Raw genomic sequence first — 16,121 nt, 5'->3', positions numbered from 1 at the left:
GGCGGCTCGCTTGCTACTTATGTGAGACTTTACCTAGGGGCAAGGTTTGACGGCGGGTAACTGCCGCAACGTTCCTGAGGATTGTCAGGCGGATGCGGGGCCGAGCCAATGGTGGCCGGGGCAGGGCCCTGCCGCCTGCGGGCGGTCAGGCGAAAGCGATACTGACGCTGCCGAAGGGGCCGAAATCGGCGTCGACCTCGGTGCCCGGCGGGCATTCCAGCGGTGCGATGAAGGAGCCGGAGAGCACGACCTGCCCGGCCTCGATCCGCTGACCGTACTGGTGCATCCGGCGGGCGAGCCAGACCAGGCCCATCACCGGATCATCCAGCACCGCCGCGCCCAGACCGGTCAGTTCAACCTCGCCATTCTTGCGCACGATGGCCCCTGTCCAGCGCAGGTCGACCTGGGAGGGATCATTGCGCTGCGCGCCCAGGACGATCCCGGCGTTGGCGGCATTGTCGCTGATCGTGTCGGTGATGATGCGGGGCGTGCCGCTGGCGGGATCGGCGCGCAGGATGCGGGTGTCGAGGATTTCCAACGAGGGGGCGACGTAATCGGTCGCGGCCAGCACATCGTCGCGGGTGACCTCGCCCTCCAGCGGGGCTTTCATGACAAAGGCGATCTCGGCCTCGACCCTTGGCTGGATGAAACGTCCCGCAGGCACCGCCGCGCCGCTGTCGAACAGCATGTCGTCATACAGGACACCGCTGTCGGGCGTGTCGATCTTCAGCGCGGCCTGCATGACCTTGGAGGTCAGGCCGATCTTCCAGCCGATGATCTTGCGCCCCCCGGCCAGCTTCTGTTCGATCTGGGCGGACTGGATGGTATAGGCGTCGTCCATCGTCATGCCGGGATGGCGGAGCGACAGCAGGCCGATCTGGGATTTCTCCGCCTCTGCGGTCAGCAGGTCGCGGGCGGCCTGGGCGATCTCTTCGGGGGTCATGCCTCGTCCTCCACGCCGTTGCGCAGGATGCCGATGCCCTCGGCCTCCACCTCGATTACGTCGCCGGGTTTCAGCCAGATCGGCGGGTCGAACCGCGCGCCGGCGCCGGTCGGTGTGCCGCAGACGATGACATCGCCGGGAACGAGGGTGGTGAAGGTCGAAACGTAGCTCACGATATAGCGGAAGTCGTACATCATCCGGCCGGTGCGGTCCTGCTGCCGGACCTCGCCGTTGACGCGGGTTTCCAGCGCGATGTCATCCAGTTGCGCGGCATCGTTGAAGGGGACGAGCCAGGGGCCGATGGCGCCGGTGTTGTCCCAGTTCTTGCCTTGGGTCACGTTGAATTTCGCATGGCGCACCCAGTCGCGGATCGTGCCCTCGTTGCACAGGGTGAGCGCGGCGATGTGGTCATAGGCTTCCTCACGCGGGATGCGGCGACCCGGTTTGCCGATGACGATGGTGACCTCGCCCTCGTAATCCAACTGCTCGGATTCCGGGGGGCGAACAAGGTTTTGGCCATGGCCGGTGAAGCTGCGCGGGAAGCGGATGAAGAGCGAGGGGCGGCCGGCCTCCTTGCTACCATCCTTGTATTCGGCGTTGCGGTCCGGGAAGTTGACGCCGACGCAGATCAGTTTCTCCGGGTTGGCCACGGGGATGAGGAAGGTCACCTCCTCTTCAGTGAAATCCGGGGTGCGGCCTTCGGCGGCCTCCAGCAGTTTGGGAATGGCTCCGGCCTCGATGACCTCTTTCAAGCCCTTGTAGGAGGCGCGGAAGTCCTCGGTCAGATCGACGATCCCGGCGTCCGAGATCACGCCGTAACGGTCGGCGCCCTTGGTGTGAAAGGCGATCAGGCGGGGGGGCAGGGAGGTCATTTGGCTGTCCTTTCCGTGAGGCCGAGGCCGTCGCAGATGACGTCATAAGCGATGTCGATGTCCGGTTCGGTCAGGGTGAAGCTGCCCGCCTGGAACCGGATCGCGATCCGGTCGCGGACGCGGGTCTGGGTCAGGTAGATCCGCCCCTCGTCATTGATCTTGTTGATCGCCGCCTGGGTTTCGTCATCCGTGGCCCCGTCGCGGCGGAAGGAGAAGAGGGAGAGCGAGGGCTCCGTCACGATCTCCACGCCCGGCGTGTTGCGCAGACGCTCGCAGAGACCGTTGGACCAGCGGACGTGATCGCGGATGATCGCCTGTAGCCCCTCCAGCCCGTAGAACCGCAGCAGGAACCAGAGCTTCAACGCCCGGAAGCGGCGGCCGAGCGGGACGGTCCATTCGGAATAGTTGATGATCCCGTTCTGCCCGTGGGTCTTCAGGTATTCGGGCTGATAGGCGAGGGTGCGGACCAGCAGTTCCGGCTCCTTGACCAGATGGGCGGAGCAATCGAAGGAGGCGCCCATCCATTTGTGCGGGTTAAAGGTGATGCTGTCCGCATCCTCCACCCCGGCCCAGAGCGGGCGAAACTCGGGACAGATCATCGCGGCCCCGGCCCAGGCGGCGTCGACATGGACATAAAGATCATGTTTGCGCGCCACTTCGATCAGCGCGGGCACGTCGTCGATCGCCCCGGTGGAGGTTCCGCCGACGCAGATCACCAGACCGGCGGGTTTGTAACCGGCGTCAATGTCGGCGCGAATGGCGGCGTCCAGCGCCTCGGGCGGCATGCTGCCCGTGGCATCGGCGGGGATCTTGATCAGGTTATCCTGCCCGATGCCGGACACCCAGGCGGCCCGGTCGATGGAGGTATGGACCTGATCGGAGGAATAGACACGCGGCACCGGTCCGCCCGCCAGACCCCGGGTGTTGCCCTGCCAGTCCAGCGCGCGTTCCCGCATCACCAGCATGGCGGCGAGTGTGGCCGAAGAGGCGCTGTCCTGGATCACGCCGGAGAAACCGCCGGGCAGGCCGACCGCGTCGCGCAGCCACTCCATCATCCGGGTTTCCAGTTCCGTCGCGGCGGGGGAGGTCTGCCAGAGCATGCATTGCGCAGCCATGGCAGTGACCAGGTATTCGGCCACGACCGAGACGGGGGCGGCATTGGCCGGAAAATAGGCGAAGAAGCGGGGATGCTGCCAATGGGTCATGCCGGGCAGGATGATCTTTTCGAAGTCCTCGAAGATCGCCTCCATATCCTCGCCGGTCTGCGGCGGGGCGGTCGGGATGGCGCGGTAGATCTCTCCGGCGTCGGTCTGGGCGCGCACGGGGCGGTCGCCCAGGGTCCGCCGGTATTCCGCGCCCCAGTCGGCAGCGCGACGCGACCAGCTTTCGAAGTCTTCGGGTGTCATGCCTTGGTCTGTCCCTTTGCGCCTACGGCGCGATGATTGGCGTTGCTTTCAGATCGGCCTCGCGGACGTCCACGCCGGTGAAGGTCGACCCGTGTTCGAACCAGGATTTCGGGGCGGGTGCGCCCCAGAGGGTCTGGCGCTGCGGGTCTTTCAGATCCCATTTGATCGGCTCCAGATCGGGGTCAACCGTCTGATAATCGGAGCAATAGATTTCGATCCTGTGGCCGTCCGGGTCAAGGATATAGAGGAAGAAGGCGTTGGAAATCCCGTGCCGCCCGGGGCCGCGCTCGATATTGCCGACATACCCGGTCGTCGCCATCAGATCGAGCAGGTCGATGATGTTGAGCGGGGTCGGCACCCAGAAGGCGGTGTGGTGCAGTCGGGGGCCGAGGCCGTTGGTGAAGGCGATGTCATGCACGCCGCCCTTGCGGTGCATCCAGGCGGCCCAGAGATGGCCGGAAGCCTCATCCTCGGTGTATTCGGTGACGCGGAAGCCGATGGAATTGTACCAGGCGACGGCCTCGTCCACGTTCGGGACAAAGCAGTTGAAATGGTCGATCCGCAGGGGTTTGACCCCCTTGTAAAGCTCGTATTTCTGGTGGATCGGGGAGAGCCGGTCCATCTTGAAATAGAACTCCATCGGCGCGCCGAAAGGGTCCTGGGTGCGCAGGGTGCGGCCTTGATAGGGGCGGTCGACCCAGTCCACCGGATGGCCCTGGGCGGAGAACCAGGCGGCGGCCTTGTCCAGGTCCTCCTCCGACCAGAGCTTGTAGGAGAGGTAGTCGATCCCCGGTTCGGGTTTCTTCTTGAGGATCAGGCAATGGTGGCCGCGTTCCTCCATCGCGCGGAGGTAGACAGTCTCATCGTCCGCATCGGTGACCTGAAGGCCCAGGATGTCGACATAGAACTTGCGGCTGGCGGCCAGGTCGGTGACGCCGAACTCGACATGGCTCAGGCGCAGGATGTTGAAAGGCGGGGTCAGGTTCGGATCGGGGATCGGCATGATTTTCCTCCCATTTGGTATGTCGTCAGGTGGGCTCAGCCGCCCAGTTTGGGGACCTTGTGATGCGCGCGGGGGAAGCTGACGTTCACGGTTTCCATGTAGAAGTCAAAGGACCAGTCGCCGCCGTCACGGCCGATGCCGCTGGATTTGACTCCGCCGAAGGGCGTGGGCAGGTGGCGGATGTTTTCCGAATTCACCCACATCATACCCGCCTCCAGCGCATCGGTCATGCGGATCGCGCGATCCAGGTCGGAGGTCCAGAGGTAGGCGGAGAGACCATAGTCCACATCATTGGCAAGGCTCAGCGCCTCCGCCTCGTCCTTGAAGGGGATCGCGGTGAGGACGGGGCCGAAGATTTCCTCCTGCGCGATGGCCATGTCGTTGGTGGCATTGGTGAAGAGCGTGGGCGCGACGTAGCAGCCGGCCTCGCCCAGCTTGGTCCCGCCTGCGGCGATGGTGGCGCCTTCGTCGCGGGCCGTGTCGAAATAGGACAGGACCTTTTCCTCATGCACCGGGTGGATCAGCGGGCCGACGATCGTGTTGGGATCAAGCGGATGACCGACCTTGATGCGCTTGGCGACCTCGGCGACCTGCGCGGTGAACTCCTCATAGATGCTGTCCTGCACCAGCAGGCGGGAGGAGGAGGTACAGCGTTCGCCGTTCAGCGAGTAGATCATGAATGTGGCGGCATCCACGGCGCGTTCCAGATCTGCGTCGTCGAAGACGATCACCGGGTTCTTGCCGCCCAGTTCGAAATGCACCCGTTTCAACGACGGCGCGCCCTGGGCCATGATCATGGACCCGGTGCGGCTTTCCCCCACAAAGGCTATGGCCTTGATATCCGGGTGTTCGGTCAGGCGTTTCCCGGCCGTTTCGCCCAACCCGTTGACCACGTTCAGCACGCCCGGCGGCAGGCCGGCCTCCTCGGCGATCTCGACCAGCAGCTTGGCGGTCATCGGGCTGAACTCCGCCGGTTTGTGAACGACGGTGCAGCCTGCGGCGAGGGCCGGGGCAATCTTCCAGGTGGAGAGCATGAAGGGCGTGTTCCACGGGGTGATGACACCGACCGGCCCGATCGGGCGGCGCGAGGTGGTGTTCATCTGTGTGGGGGTGCGGGTGACCTCGCCATCCTCGGCATAGGGGGCCTGATCGGCGTAATAGCGGAAGTTGGCGGCGCCCCGGATCGCGGCCTTGGACATGAAGCGGATGGCCTGGCCAGTGTCCATGCACTCGGTGAAGGCGATTTCCTCGGCCCGGGCCTCGATCGCCTCGGCCACCTTGATGAGGATTTTGCGGCGCTCCGCCCCCGGCGTGCGGGACCAGGCGGGGAAGGCGGCCTTGGCGGCCGCGGTGGCGCGGTCGATATCCTCGGCCCCGCTGTTGGCAACATCGGCCAGCGTGGTGCCGTCCACGGGCGAGAGGGTCGCCAGCGTCCGGCCAGAGAGGGCCGGGGTCGACAGGCCGTCGATGTGGTTCATCACGCCGCCCTCGCGGAAGCGGGCGAGATAGCCGTCGGCCTTGGCGATGTTGGTGTCCAGAATGCTCATGTCCTACTCCGTCTTTTGCCCCGAAAGGCGGCGGTGAATGGGGGTGTCCTTCCAGCTCAACTCCGGATCGACCGTGCGGATTTCGAGCGACAGGGCGAAATGGGGGGTGGAGAGCGGGCCGGTCAGTTCGGCCTGCACGGCCTTGAAAATCCGGTCTCCGGCGTCGCGCAGCGCCTCGGTCGTGCGGCCCGCCCCGACAGAGAGCGTCATGGCGAGAAAGTCGTTCTCCTCCAGCCCGTCTGCAACGATCGCGATATCGGCGCGGTGCAGGCGCACCCGAATGCCAGCGTCGGGGAAAATGTCGATGTCCAGCATCACCCGGTGCGCGGCCCGGGCCACGGTCGGCAGGTCGGCGCGGGAATCCAGCCCGCCGGAATACTCCATAGAGAGATGTGGCATGATTCTCCTCCTAATAGTGAACATGTTAAATAAATTGCGGCTTGTCAACGGCGGGGTGATGAACAAGTTAACCTTGTCGGGAGGATGACGCATGACGGATCAGACAGACCGGGACGGGTTCGAGCTATCGGCCACGCGGCGTACGCTGCCCATGGCGCTGCTGCGTCTGCGCGAGCGGGTGATGGCGGAGTTCCGGCCGATCATGTCGGAGCATGGCGTGACCGAGCAGCAGTGGCGCGTGCTGCGCGTGCTGATGGAAGTGGCGGAGATCGACGCCACCGAACTGGCCGAACGCGCCTCGATCCTGGCGCCGTCGCTGTCGCGGATCCTCAAGACGCTGGACGGACGCGGGCATATCGCCATGGGGCGCAGCCCGGGCGATGCCCGCCGCACCCTGATCCGTCTGACCCCGGAGGGGGAGGCCTATATCCGGGTCATGACGCCGAAGAGCGCGGCGGTCTATGACCGGATCGAGGGGCTGATCGGGCGGGAGCGTATCCAGGTGCTGCTGGACGAGATCGAGGCCGCGCTGGAGGCGTTGGACCAGGACGACAGATCGTCGTGAGCCGGTAGGAGGGCAGCGGATCAGCCGCGGCCGGGGTCGTCATCCCGCAGGGTCGTCGCGATCCGAACCAGTTCCACCAGCGAGCGGACCTCGATCTTTTCCAGGATCCGGGCGCGGTGGTGATCGACGGTGCGCGGACTGATCCCCAGGGCGCCGCCGATTTCCTTGCTGGAGACTTCGGCGGGATTGGCCAGCACATGCTCCACGATCTCGCGTTCCCTGTCGGTCAGGCGGGAGAAGCGAGTGCGGATCGCCTCCTGACTGGCATTGGTGACGAGGCGGGATCTGGCGATCTCCAGCCCGGCCTCGATCCGTTCGACCAGATGCGGCTGGCGGAAGGGTTTTTCCAGGAAATCCACCGCGCCGCCCTTCATCGCCTGAACCGATTCCGGCACGCCGCCGTGGCCGGTGACAAAGACGACCGCCAGAGGCCAGTTGCGCCCGTTCAGATCGGCCTGAAGCTCCAGCCCGTTCATGTCGGGCATGCCGTAGTCCAGCACGAGGCAGGCGGCCCGATCTCCGTTATAGGCATCCAGAAAATCCGCGGCGGACTCGTAGGCCTCGACCTCGAACCCTCTTTGTCCCAGGGCCCGCGTCAGCGAGGTCCTGATGTCCTGATCGTCGTCGACGATGAATACAAGGGGCGGTTGGTCGGTCATGCGGGTCGGTTAGCCGGTTGTCCTGTTCTGGGCAATCGCGGGCGGCGGCGCGCCCGGATGTTGCCGCGATGTGATGCCATGTTGCGTCATGCCGGAGAGATCATGCATTGGCAATATCAACGGTGAAATAGAAATTTGCGCCCGTGGGGTCACGGCTTTCATGCCAAAGGCGTCCGCCGTTGGCCTGCATGATCGACTGGCAGATCGACAGGCCAAGGCCCATGCCTGCAGGTTTCGTCGATTCGAAATCGGCGAAGAGATTGACCGACGGGGCGACCCCCGGCCCGGTGTCGGAGACCACGACGATCACCTGTCTGCCCGTCTTGTGCGCAGAGATGTGGACGATGCGTTCGGCATGGTTGCTCTCGCCCAGGGCTTCGATCGCGTTGCGGATCAGGTTTACCAGCACCTGGGCGATCTGCAGGCGGTTGGCGTGGACCAGCGGCAGGTTGTCGAGATCGGTGGTGATGGTGACCCGCGCGGCGCGGGCCTCCGCGATGACCAGGCGTTCGGTCTGTTCGACCAGGTCGGAGAGATCAAAGTCGCTGCGGGTGCCCTCGTCGCGGCGAATGAAGGCGCGCAGGGCCTTGATGATCTCTCCGGCGCGCATGGATTGCTGGGCGATCTCTTCCAGCGTCGCGTGCAGTTCGCTGTCTGGTCCGGCCAGTTGATCGACGGCAAAGAGGGCGCTGTCGGCGTTCTGGGCAATGGCGGTGAGGGGCTGGTTCAGCTCATGCGCAAGGCCCGCCGCGACCTGGCCCATGGTCTTGTCGCGCGACAGGTTGGAGAGTTCGCGGCTGAGTTCGGAGATCTGATCCTCGGTCTGCTTGGCCTGGGTGACATCGTCCATGGTCAGCACGTAGTGCAGAGGCTTGCCGTCGTGGTTGAAGACCATGATGGCGTTGACCGCGACCCAGATGACCTCACCATCCGGGCGCAGGCAGCGCAGTTCGTGGTTGATCTCATGCGGGATATTGCCTTGGCCCGCGTCGAACAGCAGGAAAGGCGGGTCGCCGGGATAGGCGAGATCGGAAAAGGCCATCTGGCTGAGGGCCTCGGGCGAATAGCCGGTGATCTCGGAAAAGGTTTCGTTCACGCGGATGAGGTGGCCGGTCGCCGCGTCGATCTGCGCCATCCCGCGCGAGGAAAGTTCGAAGGTCTGGCCATATTCGATTTCCGTCGCCCGCCGCGCCGCGATCTGCTGCATCAGCGTCTGGTTGGCCTTCTCCAATTCCCGGTAGGTCTTGGGCAGGGGGTCGGCCGGGTCTAGTTCGCCCTGGGAAATCAGGGCGGAACGGACGGCAAAGGCCCGCACGGGTTTGTGGATGTAGTTCGCCAGACCCAGCCCGCAGAGGCCGGTGATCAAGGCCACCACCACGGCAATCCAGATGTTGGTCTGGCGGTTGGTCTTGATGACCTGGGTAAAGTCGCTTTCCGGCGCATAGGCCGCGGTGATCCAGGGCAGGTTTTCGTCGATCGGCGGCATGATGACGGAGACATAGGTTTCGCCGCCATAGATGAATTGCGACAGCTTCTCCTCCTCGACCGAGATCGTGCCGTTGTCCATCAGATGGCCAAAGGCGGCGCGGGCGATCGGATCGTCGAAGTTCTGGATATCGACGAAGCGCAGGCTGCCGTCGGCATCCTTGGTCTTGAGCAGGGTCTTGTCGGGGTGGGCGATCACATCGCCGTTGCGGTGGATGATCAGAACGCGGCCGGATTCGCCGATGCGCAGCCGACCGAGGAAATCGGAGATATCGCCGATCTCGATATCCACGCCGACGATGCCGCGCACACTGGCCTCGTCATTCATCACAGGTGAGGCGAGGGTAATGCCGGGGCGCTGCGAGGAGAAGAAGATATAGGGATCGGTCCAGATCGTCCCCAGATCGTCGCGGGCGCGGATGTACCAGGGGCGGGTGCGCGGATCATAGGGGTCGTCCGGGTCCATCCGGCGTTCGATCACGTTGAAGTCGTTGTCGCGCCAGATCAGTTCGATGCTGCGCTCGCCTTCGGCGGTCCGGATGATCTTGGTCCGGAAGGGGCCGGTGGTTTCGCTGCGCATGACATAGACGAATTCCCCGGCTTCGGTGCCGTGATAGACGCCAGCGAACTGCGGGGTGATCTGCAATTGCTGGAACAGCAGCCGTTCCAGCAGCTCCGGCACGTCGCTGGTGATCACCCTGTCCTGGGCAAGGCGGGCGGAAAGTTCGGCCGCGCCGCGGGCCGGACTGAGAAATCCGCGGGAGTGTTCCACGGCATTGGTGCCGATGTCGCGCAGCAGGTCGCGTGCGTGATCGAGGAGGGCGCGTTCCGACGTCACGTAGGAGGAAAAGACAACCGCCAGGACGGCGATGAACTGCAACCCGGCCAGCCCGATGGCGAGCATGCCCCCGAGAGAGATTCTCATGGCCTCTTACCCCTGTTCCACGGCGGGACACTGTCGCGCACCTGTCCTGAATTTCACAAAGCCGGGTGTCGCGCAACTGTTGCCGGGGATGTCGGCCGGGCGGGGTCGTAGGCAAAATTGCCCAGGCAATCATGCGCATTTCGTGGGGCCTGCATCTATGCCAGTCTGATCGGCGAGTACCCGCGCCTGCCATCATCCCCTTCCGTGTATGCGTGGTGCGACTTATTGAAAAATAAATTTTTTCGGCGTTTGTGAGTGGCGCTTATAGCAATTCTTTAGGTTGAAGCCGGTGCTAAGGTCCCCACCAAGCACCGGCTTCGTTACTTCTGGCGTATCGTTTTTGTCGATCCGGATCGGTGCTGCCGGATTGGATGCCCGTCGGCGTTTCGCAAGGGACCGTCGCCCCTCTGGGCGCAGCTACTTCCGGCGCGTTCTGCCGTGGGGCGTTTCGCCGAAGCGGGCCTTGTAGTGGCGGGTCAGGACCGTTGTGGAATTGAACCCCGTGGCCATCGCGACCTCGAGGATCGTCATGTCGGTTTCGGCCAAGAGCGCACGGGCCTTGTCGAGCTTGATATTGCGGTAGGTGGCCGCCGGGGTTTCACCCAGAACCGTCGTGAACATCCGTTCCATGTGACGGCGGGAGACGCCTGCGTTATCGGCCATTTCCTCCAGCGTCAGGGGGTCCTCGATATTGGCGTGCATCGCGCGAAGGACATGCAGAAGCTTGGGGTTGCGGGAATCGATGGCCATGGCGATGGAGGACCTTTGCGAGCGATCCTTCGTGCCTGCGGGGGTGTTCAGGCACATGTCGGCCACGGCGATGGCAAAATCCTCGCCATAGTCCTCCTCGATGATCTTCAGCATCATCTCGGTCGCTGCGGAACCGCCGCTGCAGGTCAGCAGATCGCCGTCCCTTTCCACCCGTGACCGGGTCGGGGCGAGCTTGGGAAAGGCTTCGATGAAACCGGGCTGGTTTTCCCAGTGCAGGGTAAACCGCTTGCCCTCCAGCAGGCCGGCGCGGGCCAGGGTGCTGGCCCCGGTGCAGATGCCGCCGACCTTGCCGCCAAAGCGGGCATGGCGCCGGATTGTGCCCAGGACCGGGTCGGAGGCGGCCCGGACACCGTTGTTGCCGGAACAGACGAAGAGATGCAGTGCGGGGTCCAGCGGGTCCAGTCTATCGTGAACGCTTATGTCGAGGCCGGAGGAGGAGGTGACGGGCTGTCCGGTTTCGGAGAGGACGTGCCAGCCATAGAGCGGCTTTTGCGCCAGCTGGTTGGCGATCCTCAGCGGATCGAGGGCGGAGCTGAAGGCGAGCAGCGTGAAGTCGTGCAGGAGGAGAAAGCCGAACCAGCGCGTCGGCCCGACCTTCTCGATCGGGTAGCTGAAGGCGCCGTCGGGCACGAGGGCTGCATGCTTCGATGTGGGGTCTTTCGCCATGGGTCCTGTCGTTCAGCGCCTTGGCCTGCGGCGGTGTCCGGGATGGATCGGTCGCAGGGCTGCGCAGGGTCATAGCATGGGGTGCGGGGCGTGGCGACGCCTCTCGGCAATGAGTGGTAGGATTGGTGGGAGACCCTCGGGTCAAGCCCGACGGTGACAGCGGGCGGGGGCAATACCAGACCTGACCCGCGCCTCACTTCCGCGCGGCATCGTACCAGGCGACGATAAGCTGCCGCGCCTCCTGGTCCATCTGGATTGCGTTCGGCGGCGGCATGGCATGGCTCCGTCCGGCCTGGAGATAGATCTGATCGGCGTGGCGGGCCACATCGGCCTCGGTTTCCAGGACTACGCCCTTGGGCGCCCAGTGCAGCCCGTCCCAGGACGGCTCGCGCGCGTGGCACATCGCGCAATTTCCGACGACGGCGTAATAGGCCTCCTCGAACCCCTCGGCGGCGACATAGGCCTGTTCATGCGGGGTCAGTGCCCGCGCCTCGGCCTCCTCCACGCTCTCGGTGCCGGAGAAGGTGGAGAGCCAGGCAATCGCGATCATCAGCAGCACGGTCACCACCCAGGTCCAGTTCGGGCCCGCGCCGGTGCGGTGCATGGTGTTGAAGTAATGGCGGATCGTCACCCCTGTGAGGAAGATCAGGCTGGCGATGATCCAGGCGTATTCGGTGCCGAAGGCCAGCGGGTAGTGGTTCGACAGCATCAGGAAGACGACCGGCAGCGTCAGGTAGTTGTTGTGGGTCGAGCGGACCTTGGCGATCTTGCCGTATTTCGCATCCGGCGCGCGCCCGGCCTTGAGGTCTTCGACCACGATGCGCTGGTTCGGCATGATCTGGAAAAAGACGTTGGCCGTCATGATTGTCGCGGTGAAGGCGCCAAGGTGCAGCAGCGCGGCGCGGCCGGTGAAGATCTGGTTGTAGCCCCAGGACATGATGACGAGGATCACGAAGAGAAGCAGCATCAGCAGGGTCGGCTGTTCGCTGAGGCGGGATTTGCACATCTGATCATACAGCACCCAGCCAATGGTCAGCGACCCGCCAGAGATCAGCACCCCCTGCCAGAGCGACAGGTTCGCCTTGGCGGGGTCGAGCAGGTAAAGCTCGCCGCCCACCCAGTAGACGATCATCATCAGCGCCGCGCCGGACAGCCAGGTCGAATAGCTTTGCCATTTGTGCCAGGTCAGATGCTCCGGCATTCGCGCGGGGGCGACCATATATTTGACGGTGTGGTAGAAGCCGCCGCCGTGGACCTCCCATTCCTCGCCATGGGCGCCTTCCGGCAGGGCGTCGTTCGGCTTCAGCATCAGATCGAGCGCGATGAAATAGAAGGAGGCCCCGATCCAGGCCATCGCGGTGATCACATGCAGCCACCGGACCGAAAAGGCGATCCAGTCCCACAGGATGGCGAGATCATACATGGCGTCCTCCGAAAAGCGTTGATGGCCCCACTCTAGGCGAGGTTCAATTACTCTGGTATTCCCGGGAAAGATCAAGCAGCATCAAAAAAAACAGAATAATGTCCTACCTCGACAACATTCGCACCTTTGTCCGTGTCTACGAATTGGGCAGCATGTCGGCGGCGGGCCGCGACCTGCGTATTTCACCGGCGGTGACCTCCTCGCGCATTTCGCAGCTGGAGGAACACCTTGGGGTGCGGCTGTTCCAGCGCACGACGCGCAGCCTGACGCCGACGGAGCAGGGGCAGTCCTTTTACCGGGGGGCGACGGAGATCCTGGAGGCGGTGGAAAGCGCCGAGGCGCAGATTGTCAATATCACCGAGAACCTGAAAGGGTCGTTGTACGTGGCGGCGCCGCTCGGCGTAGGTCGGCGTCTGATCGCGCCGCAGGTGCCTGATTTTCTGAAGCAATACCCGGAGGTCAACGTGCGTCTGCGCCTGACGGACCGGAAGGTGGACCTGACGACGGAGGGGCTGGATCTGGCCTTTTTCCTGGGCCAGCCCGAGGACAGCAACCTGCGGATCCGCAAAATCGCCGATGTCGACCGGGTGCTCTGCGCCTCGCCCGACTATGTCGCGCGGCGGGGCTTGCCGGAAAGTGGTGATGATCTGGTCTCGAAGGGGCATGAATGCCTGAGCCTGCGGTTTCCCGGTGCGACGGAATTTCGCTGGATGCTGCAAACAGACGAGGGGCCAAAGCGGTTCCGCGTGTCGGGGCGCTACGAGTCCGATGACGGGGATGTGCTGACCGACTGGGCGCTGGCCGGGCATGGGGTGGTGATGAAACCGGTGTTCGAGATCGCGGAGCATCTGCGCACCGGCGCGCTGGTCCCGGTGGCCGCAAAGACCCCGCCGCAGCCGATCCAGATGGCCTGTCTGTTCACGCATCGCCGCAGGCAGGACCCCAAGACCCGGCTGTTCATGGAGTTCATGATCGACCGGATCGCCGCAACGATCCGGGCCACGGGTGGCGGGGTGGACGCCTAGCTGCCGCGATAGGTCGAATAGCCGTAGGGCGACAGCAGCAGGGGCACATGGTAATGCGCCTGTTCCGACATGCCGAAGCGGATCGGTATGCTGTCGAGAAACCGGGGCGCGTCGGCGTCGGCGGACGTACGCTCCAGATAGGGGCCGCAGTTGAAGATCAGTTCGTAGGTGCCCGTCGCAAAATCCGACGCGGGCAGGATATGCTCGTCCGTACGCCCGTCGCTGTTGGTGTGGAGGGTCGTCATATGCGTGCGGGCCTCGCCGTCGATCCTGTAGAGCTGAATCTCGATCCCCTCGGCGGGGCACCCCCGGGCGGTGTCCAGGACATGCGTCGTGAGATAACCGGTCATGGTGGGCGTCTCCTTGGTGCTTGAGCAATATCTAGGCTGATTGCGATGATGGAGACAAAGCCGGTCTGCCAAAAGGCTCCTATCGGTTTTTTTTGAAAAACATATTTGATTTTCTGGTTTAAGCATGGCTCCAGCAGAAGGAAGACCCCGTGACTCGCTACCCCAGGGATATGACAGGCTATGGTGATCGGCCGCCGTCGGCGCAGTGGCCGAACGGTGCAAAGATCGCGGTTCAGATCGTTCTCAACTACGAAGAGGGCGGCGAAAACAACATCCTGCATGGGGACGCCGCCTCGGAGGCCTTCCTGTCCGAGATCACCGGGGCCGCGCCCTGGCCGGGGCAGCGCCACTGGAACATGGAAACGATCTACGAATACGGCAGCCGCGCCGGGTTTTGGCGGGTGCATGAGATGTTGCGCGATGTGCCGATTACGGTCTACGGGGTCGCCACGGCGCTGGCCCGCGCGCCGGAGCAGCTGGCCGCGATGAAAAAGGCGGGCTGGGAGATTGCCAGCCACGGGCTGAAATGGGTCGAACACAAGGACATGAGCGCGGAGGAGGAGCGGGCCCAGATCCGCGAGGCGCTGCGCCTGCATACGGAGGTCGTCGGCCAGCCACCGCGCGGCTGGTACACCGGCCGCTGTTCCATGAACACGGTCGATCTGGCCGCTGAAGAGGGCGATCTGGCCTATATCGCCGACAGCTATGCCGATGATCTGCCCTATTGGGTGACGGCGGGGGGCAAGGATCAGCTGATCGTGCCTTATACGATGGATTGCAACGACATGCGCTTTGCGATCCAGGCAGGGTTCACCAGTGGCGACCAGTTCGAAAGCTATCTCAAGGACAGTTTCGACATGCTCTATGCTGAGGGAGAGGCGGGCGCGCCCAAAATGCTCTCCATCGGGTTGCACTGCCGGCTTGTCGGGCGTCCGGGCCGCGCCATGGCGTTCAAGCGCGCGATGGAGCATTTCATGGCGCATGAGGGCGTCTGGTTCGCGACGCGCGAGCAGATCGCCGACCATTGGGCCAGGGTTCATCCCCGGGTCAGGGGCCTGACCCCGTCGGAGATGGACAAGGCGCAGTTCGTTGCGGAGTTCGGTGGCATTTTCGAACACAGCCCCTGGATTGCCGAAGCGGCCTATGAGCTGGAACTGGGGCCGACGCACGATACGGCGGCCGGGGTGCACAACGCGCTGGCGCGCATCTTCCGTTCAGCCAGCGAGGACCAGCGCCTGGGCGTTCTGACCGCGCATCCGGATCTGGCGGGGAAGCTGGCGGCGGCGGGGCGACTGACGGCGGAGAGCACGGCTGAGCAGGCGGGCGCGGGTCTGGATCTGCTGACCGATGAGGAACGGGCGACCTTTACCCAATTAAATGACAGCTACACGTCCAAGTTCGGCTTTCCTTTCATCATCGCCGTGAAGGACAACACCAAGGCCAGCATTCTGGAGGCCTTCCACCGTCGCCTGGACAGCGACCGGGAGAGCGAGTTCGCCGAGGCCTGTCGCCAGGTCGAGCGGATCGCGGAGCTGCGGCTGCGAGAGAAGTTCGCGACATGAGAACGGCCGTGACGGCACGCGCCATCACGGCGGAGGCCATTACGGGCCTGGCGCAGCTGATCGAGGCGCGCGGGGCGCCGGACAAGCTGATCAACCAGGGGCATTGCGGGCGGTTTCATGACCGCGCCACGCTCGACATCGACGGGGACGCCGGGATCAGCGTTTTCCAGTCCGCCTCTTTCGCGCTGCCCTACAGGCTGGAGATGATGGAGCGTCATCCACTGGGCAGCCAGGCCTTCCTGCCGTTGCAGGAGGGCGAGTATCTGGTCGTTCTGGCCGAGGATCGGGACGGGGCGCCCGGGACACCGCAGGCCTTTATCGCCGGGGCGGGGCAGGGCGTGAACATCGGGCGCAATGTCTGGCACGGCGTGCTGTGTCCGCTGTCCGATCCCGGTCTCTTCATGGTAGTCGACCGGGTTACCGCTGGCCCGAACCTCGAAGAGCATTGGTTCGATACGCCATATCTCGTGGAAAGAGGGACTTGATTTCGCCGGTGAAGGCGCCGGTCAACGCATCATGA

Annotated in this window: 15 protein-coding genes; 4 read left to right on the top strand and 11 right to left on the bottom strand. The window is 64.2% G+C overall.

The features are described 5' to 3' along the window. Nucleotides 1–145 precede the first annotated feature (145 nt). From hpaH to ACFC2Y_RS09630, 6 genes are read right to left on the bottom strand one after another with little or no spacing between them, the layout of a single operon-like run. Nucleotides 146–943, bottom strand: a complete 798-nt coding sequence (gene hpaH / locus ACFC2Y_RS09655) for a 2-oxo-hept-4-ene-1,7-dioate hydratase (protein ID WP_375174703.1) — start codon at nucleotides 941–943, stop codon at nucleotides 146–148. Then, nucleotides 940–1,815 carry a fumarylacetoacetate hydrolase family protein gene (locus tag ACFC2Y_RS09650; protein ID WP_375174704.1) on the bottom strand — a complete coding sequence of 292 codons (876 nt, stop codon included), beginning with the start codon at nucleotides 1,813–1,815 and terminating at the stop codon, nucleotides 940–942. The genes hpaH and ACFC2Y_RS09650 overlap by 4 nt, the downstream gene beginning before the upstream one ends. Further along, nucleotides 1,812–3,221 carry a pyridoxal phosphate-dependent decarboxylase family protein gene (locus ACFC2Y_RS09645; protein WP_375174705.1) on the bottom strand — a complete coding sequence of 470 codons (1,410 nt, stop codon included), beginning with the start codon at nucleotides 3,219–3,221 and terminating at the stop codon, nucleotides 1,812–1,814. Before ACFC2Y_RS09645 ends, ACFC2Y_RS09650 begins: the two co-directional genes overlap by 4 nt. A 22-nt stretch (nucleotides 3,222–3,243) precedes the next feature. Continuing rightward, nucleotides 3,244–4,224, bottom strand: coding sequence for a 3,4-dihydroxyphenylacetate 2,3-dioxygenase (gene hpaD / locus ACFC2Y_RS09640; RefSeq protein ID WP_375174706.1), 981 nt, complete (start codon nucleotides 4,222–4,224; stop codon nucleotides 3,244–3,246). A gap of 35 nt (nucleotides 4,225–4,259) precedes the next feature. Then, nucleotides 4,260–5,771 (bottom strand): 5-carboxymethyl-2-hydroxymuconate semialdehyde dehydrogenase, encoded by a 1,512-nt coding sequence (gene hpaE, locus ACFC2Y_RS09635; protein WP_375174707.1) that lies wholly within the window; start codon nucleotides 5,769–5,771, stop codon nucleotides 4,260–4,262. A 3-nt stretch (nucleotides 5,772–5,774) separates the two neighbouring features. Beyond that, nucleotides 5,775–6,170: a 5-carboxymethyl-2-hydroxymuconate isomerase gene (locus ACFC2Y_RS09630; RefSeq protein WP_375174708.1), complete on the bottom strand. Its 396-nt coding sequence runs from the start codon at nucleotides 6,168–6,170 to the stop codon at nucleotides 5,775–5,777. Nucleotides 6,171–6,261: 91 nt separating this feature from the next. Here ACFC2Y_RS09630 and hpaR point away from each other — a divergent pair, with 91 nt between their 5' ends. Then, a complete protein-coding gene (gene hpaR, locus ACFC2Y_RS09625; protein WP_375174709.1) occupies nucleotides 6,262–6,735 on the top strand; it encodes a homoprotocatechuate degradation operon regulator HpaR in 474 nt (157 codons plus the stop codon). Between the two features lie 20 nt (nucleotides 6,736–6,755). Here hpaR and ACFC2Y_RS09620 read toward each other — a convergent pair whose 3' ends face one another. The 4 genes from ACFC2Y_RS09620 to ACFC2Y_RS09605 all read right to left on the bottom strand — a co-directional run bounded on the left by ACFC2Y_RS09620 (nucleotide 6,756) and on the right by ACFC2Y_RS09605 (nucleotide 12,664). Further along, entirely contained in the window at nucleotides 6,756–7,394 is a 639-nt protein-coding gene (locus ACFC2Y_RS09620) for a response regulator transcription factor (protein WP_375174710.1), read from the bottom strand. Nucleotides 7,395–7,494: 100 nt separating this feature from the next. Further along, the gene (locus ACFC2Y_RS09615) at nucleotides 7,495–9,804 is read right to left on the bottom strand and encodes a cache domain-containing protein (protein ID WP_375174711.1); all 2,310 of its coding nucleotides are present in this window, start codon (nucleotides 9,802–9,804) and stop codon (nucleotides 7,495–7,497) included. Nucleotides 9,805–10,221: 417 nt separating this feature from the next. After that, nucleotides 10,222–11,241, bottom strand: coding sequence for a GlxA family transcriptional regulator (locus tag ACFC2Y_RS09610; protein ID WP_375174712.1), 1,020 nt, complete (start codon nucleotides 11,239–11,241; stop codon nucleotides 10,222–10,224). Nucleotides 11,242–11,434: 193 nt separating this feature from the next. Then, nucleotides 11,435–12,664 (bottom strand): urate hydroxylase PuuD, encoded by a 1,230-nt coding sequence (locus ACFC2Y_RS09605; protein WP_375174713.1) that lies wholly within the window; start codon nucleotides 12,662–12,664, stop codon nucleotides 11,435–11,437. 98 nt (nucleotides 12,665–12,762) lie between these two features. Between ACFC2Y_RS09605 and ACFC2Y_RS09600 the strand changes: the two genes are divergently transcribed. Further along, on the top strand, nucleotides 12,763–13,689 hold the full coding sequence (locus ACFC2Y_RS09600; RefSeq protein WP_375174714.1) for a LysR family transcriptional regulator: 927 nt from the start codon (nucleotides 12,763–12,765) through the stop codon (nucleotides 13,687–13,689). Here ACFC2Y_RS09600 and uraH read toward each other — a convergent pair. Next, the gene (gene uraH / locus ACFC2Y_RS09595; protein ID WP_375174715.1) at nucleotides 13,686–14,039 is read right to left on the bottom strand and encodes a hydroxyisourate hydrolase; all 354 of its coding nucleotides are present in this window, start codon (nucleotides 14,037–14,039) and stop codon (nucleotides 13,686–13,688) included. The genes ACFC2Y_RS09600 and uraH overlap by 4 nt on opposite strands. A gap of 149 nt (nucleotides 14,040–14,188) precedes the next feature. Between uraH and puuE the strand changes: the two genes are divergently transcribed. Both puuE and ACFC2Y_RS09585 read left to right on the top strand, forming a co-directional pair. After that, nucleotides 14,189–15,601, top strand: coding sequence for an allantoinase PuuE (gene puuE / locus ACFC2Y_RS09590; protein WP_375174716.1), 1,413 nt, complete (start codon nucleotides 14,189–14,191; stop codon nucleotides 15,599–15,601). Next, nucleotides 15,598–16,086, top strand: a complete 489-nt coding sequence (locus tag ACFC2Y_RS09585; RefSeq protein WP_375174717.1) for an ureidoglycolate lyase — start codon at nucleotides 15,598–15,600, stop codon at nucleotides 16,084–16,086. Before puuE ends, ACFC2Y_RS09585 begins: the two co-directional genes overlap by 4 nt. The last annotated feature ends 35 nt before the right edge of the window (nucleotides 16,087–16,121 follow it).

It is taken from the genome of Pseudooceanicola sp. (genome assembly GCF_041987405.1).
GTDB lineage: Bacteria > Pseudomonadota > Alphaproteobacteria > Rhodobacterales > Rhodobacteraceae > Pseudooceanicola.
This window is presented reverse-complemented; position numbering and strand designations above follow the sequence as displayed.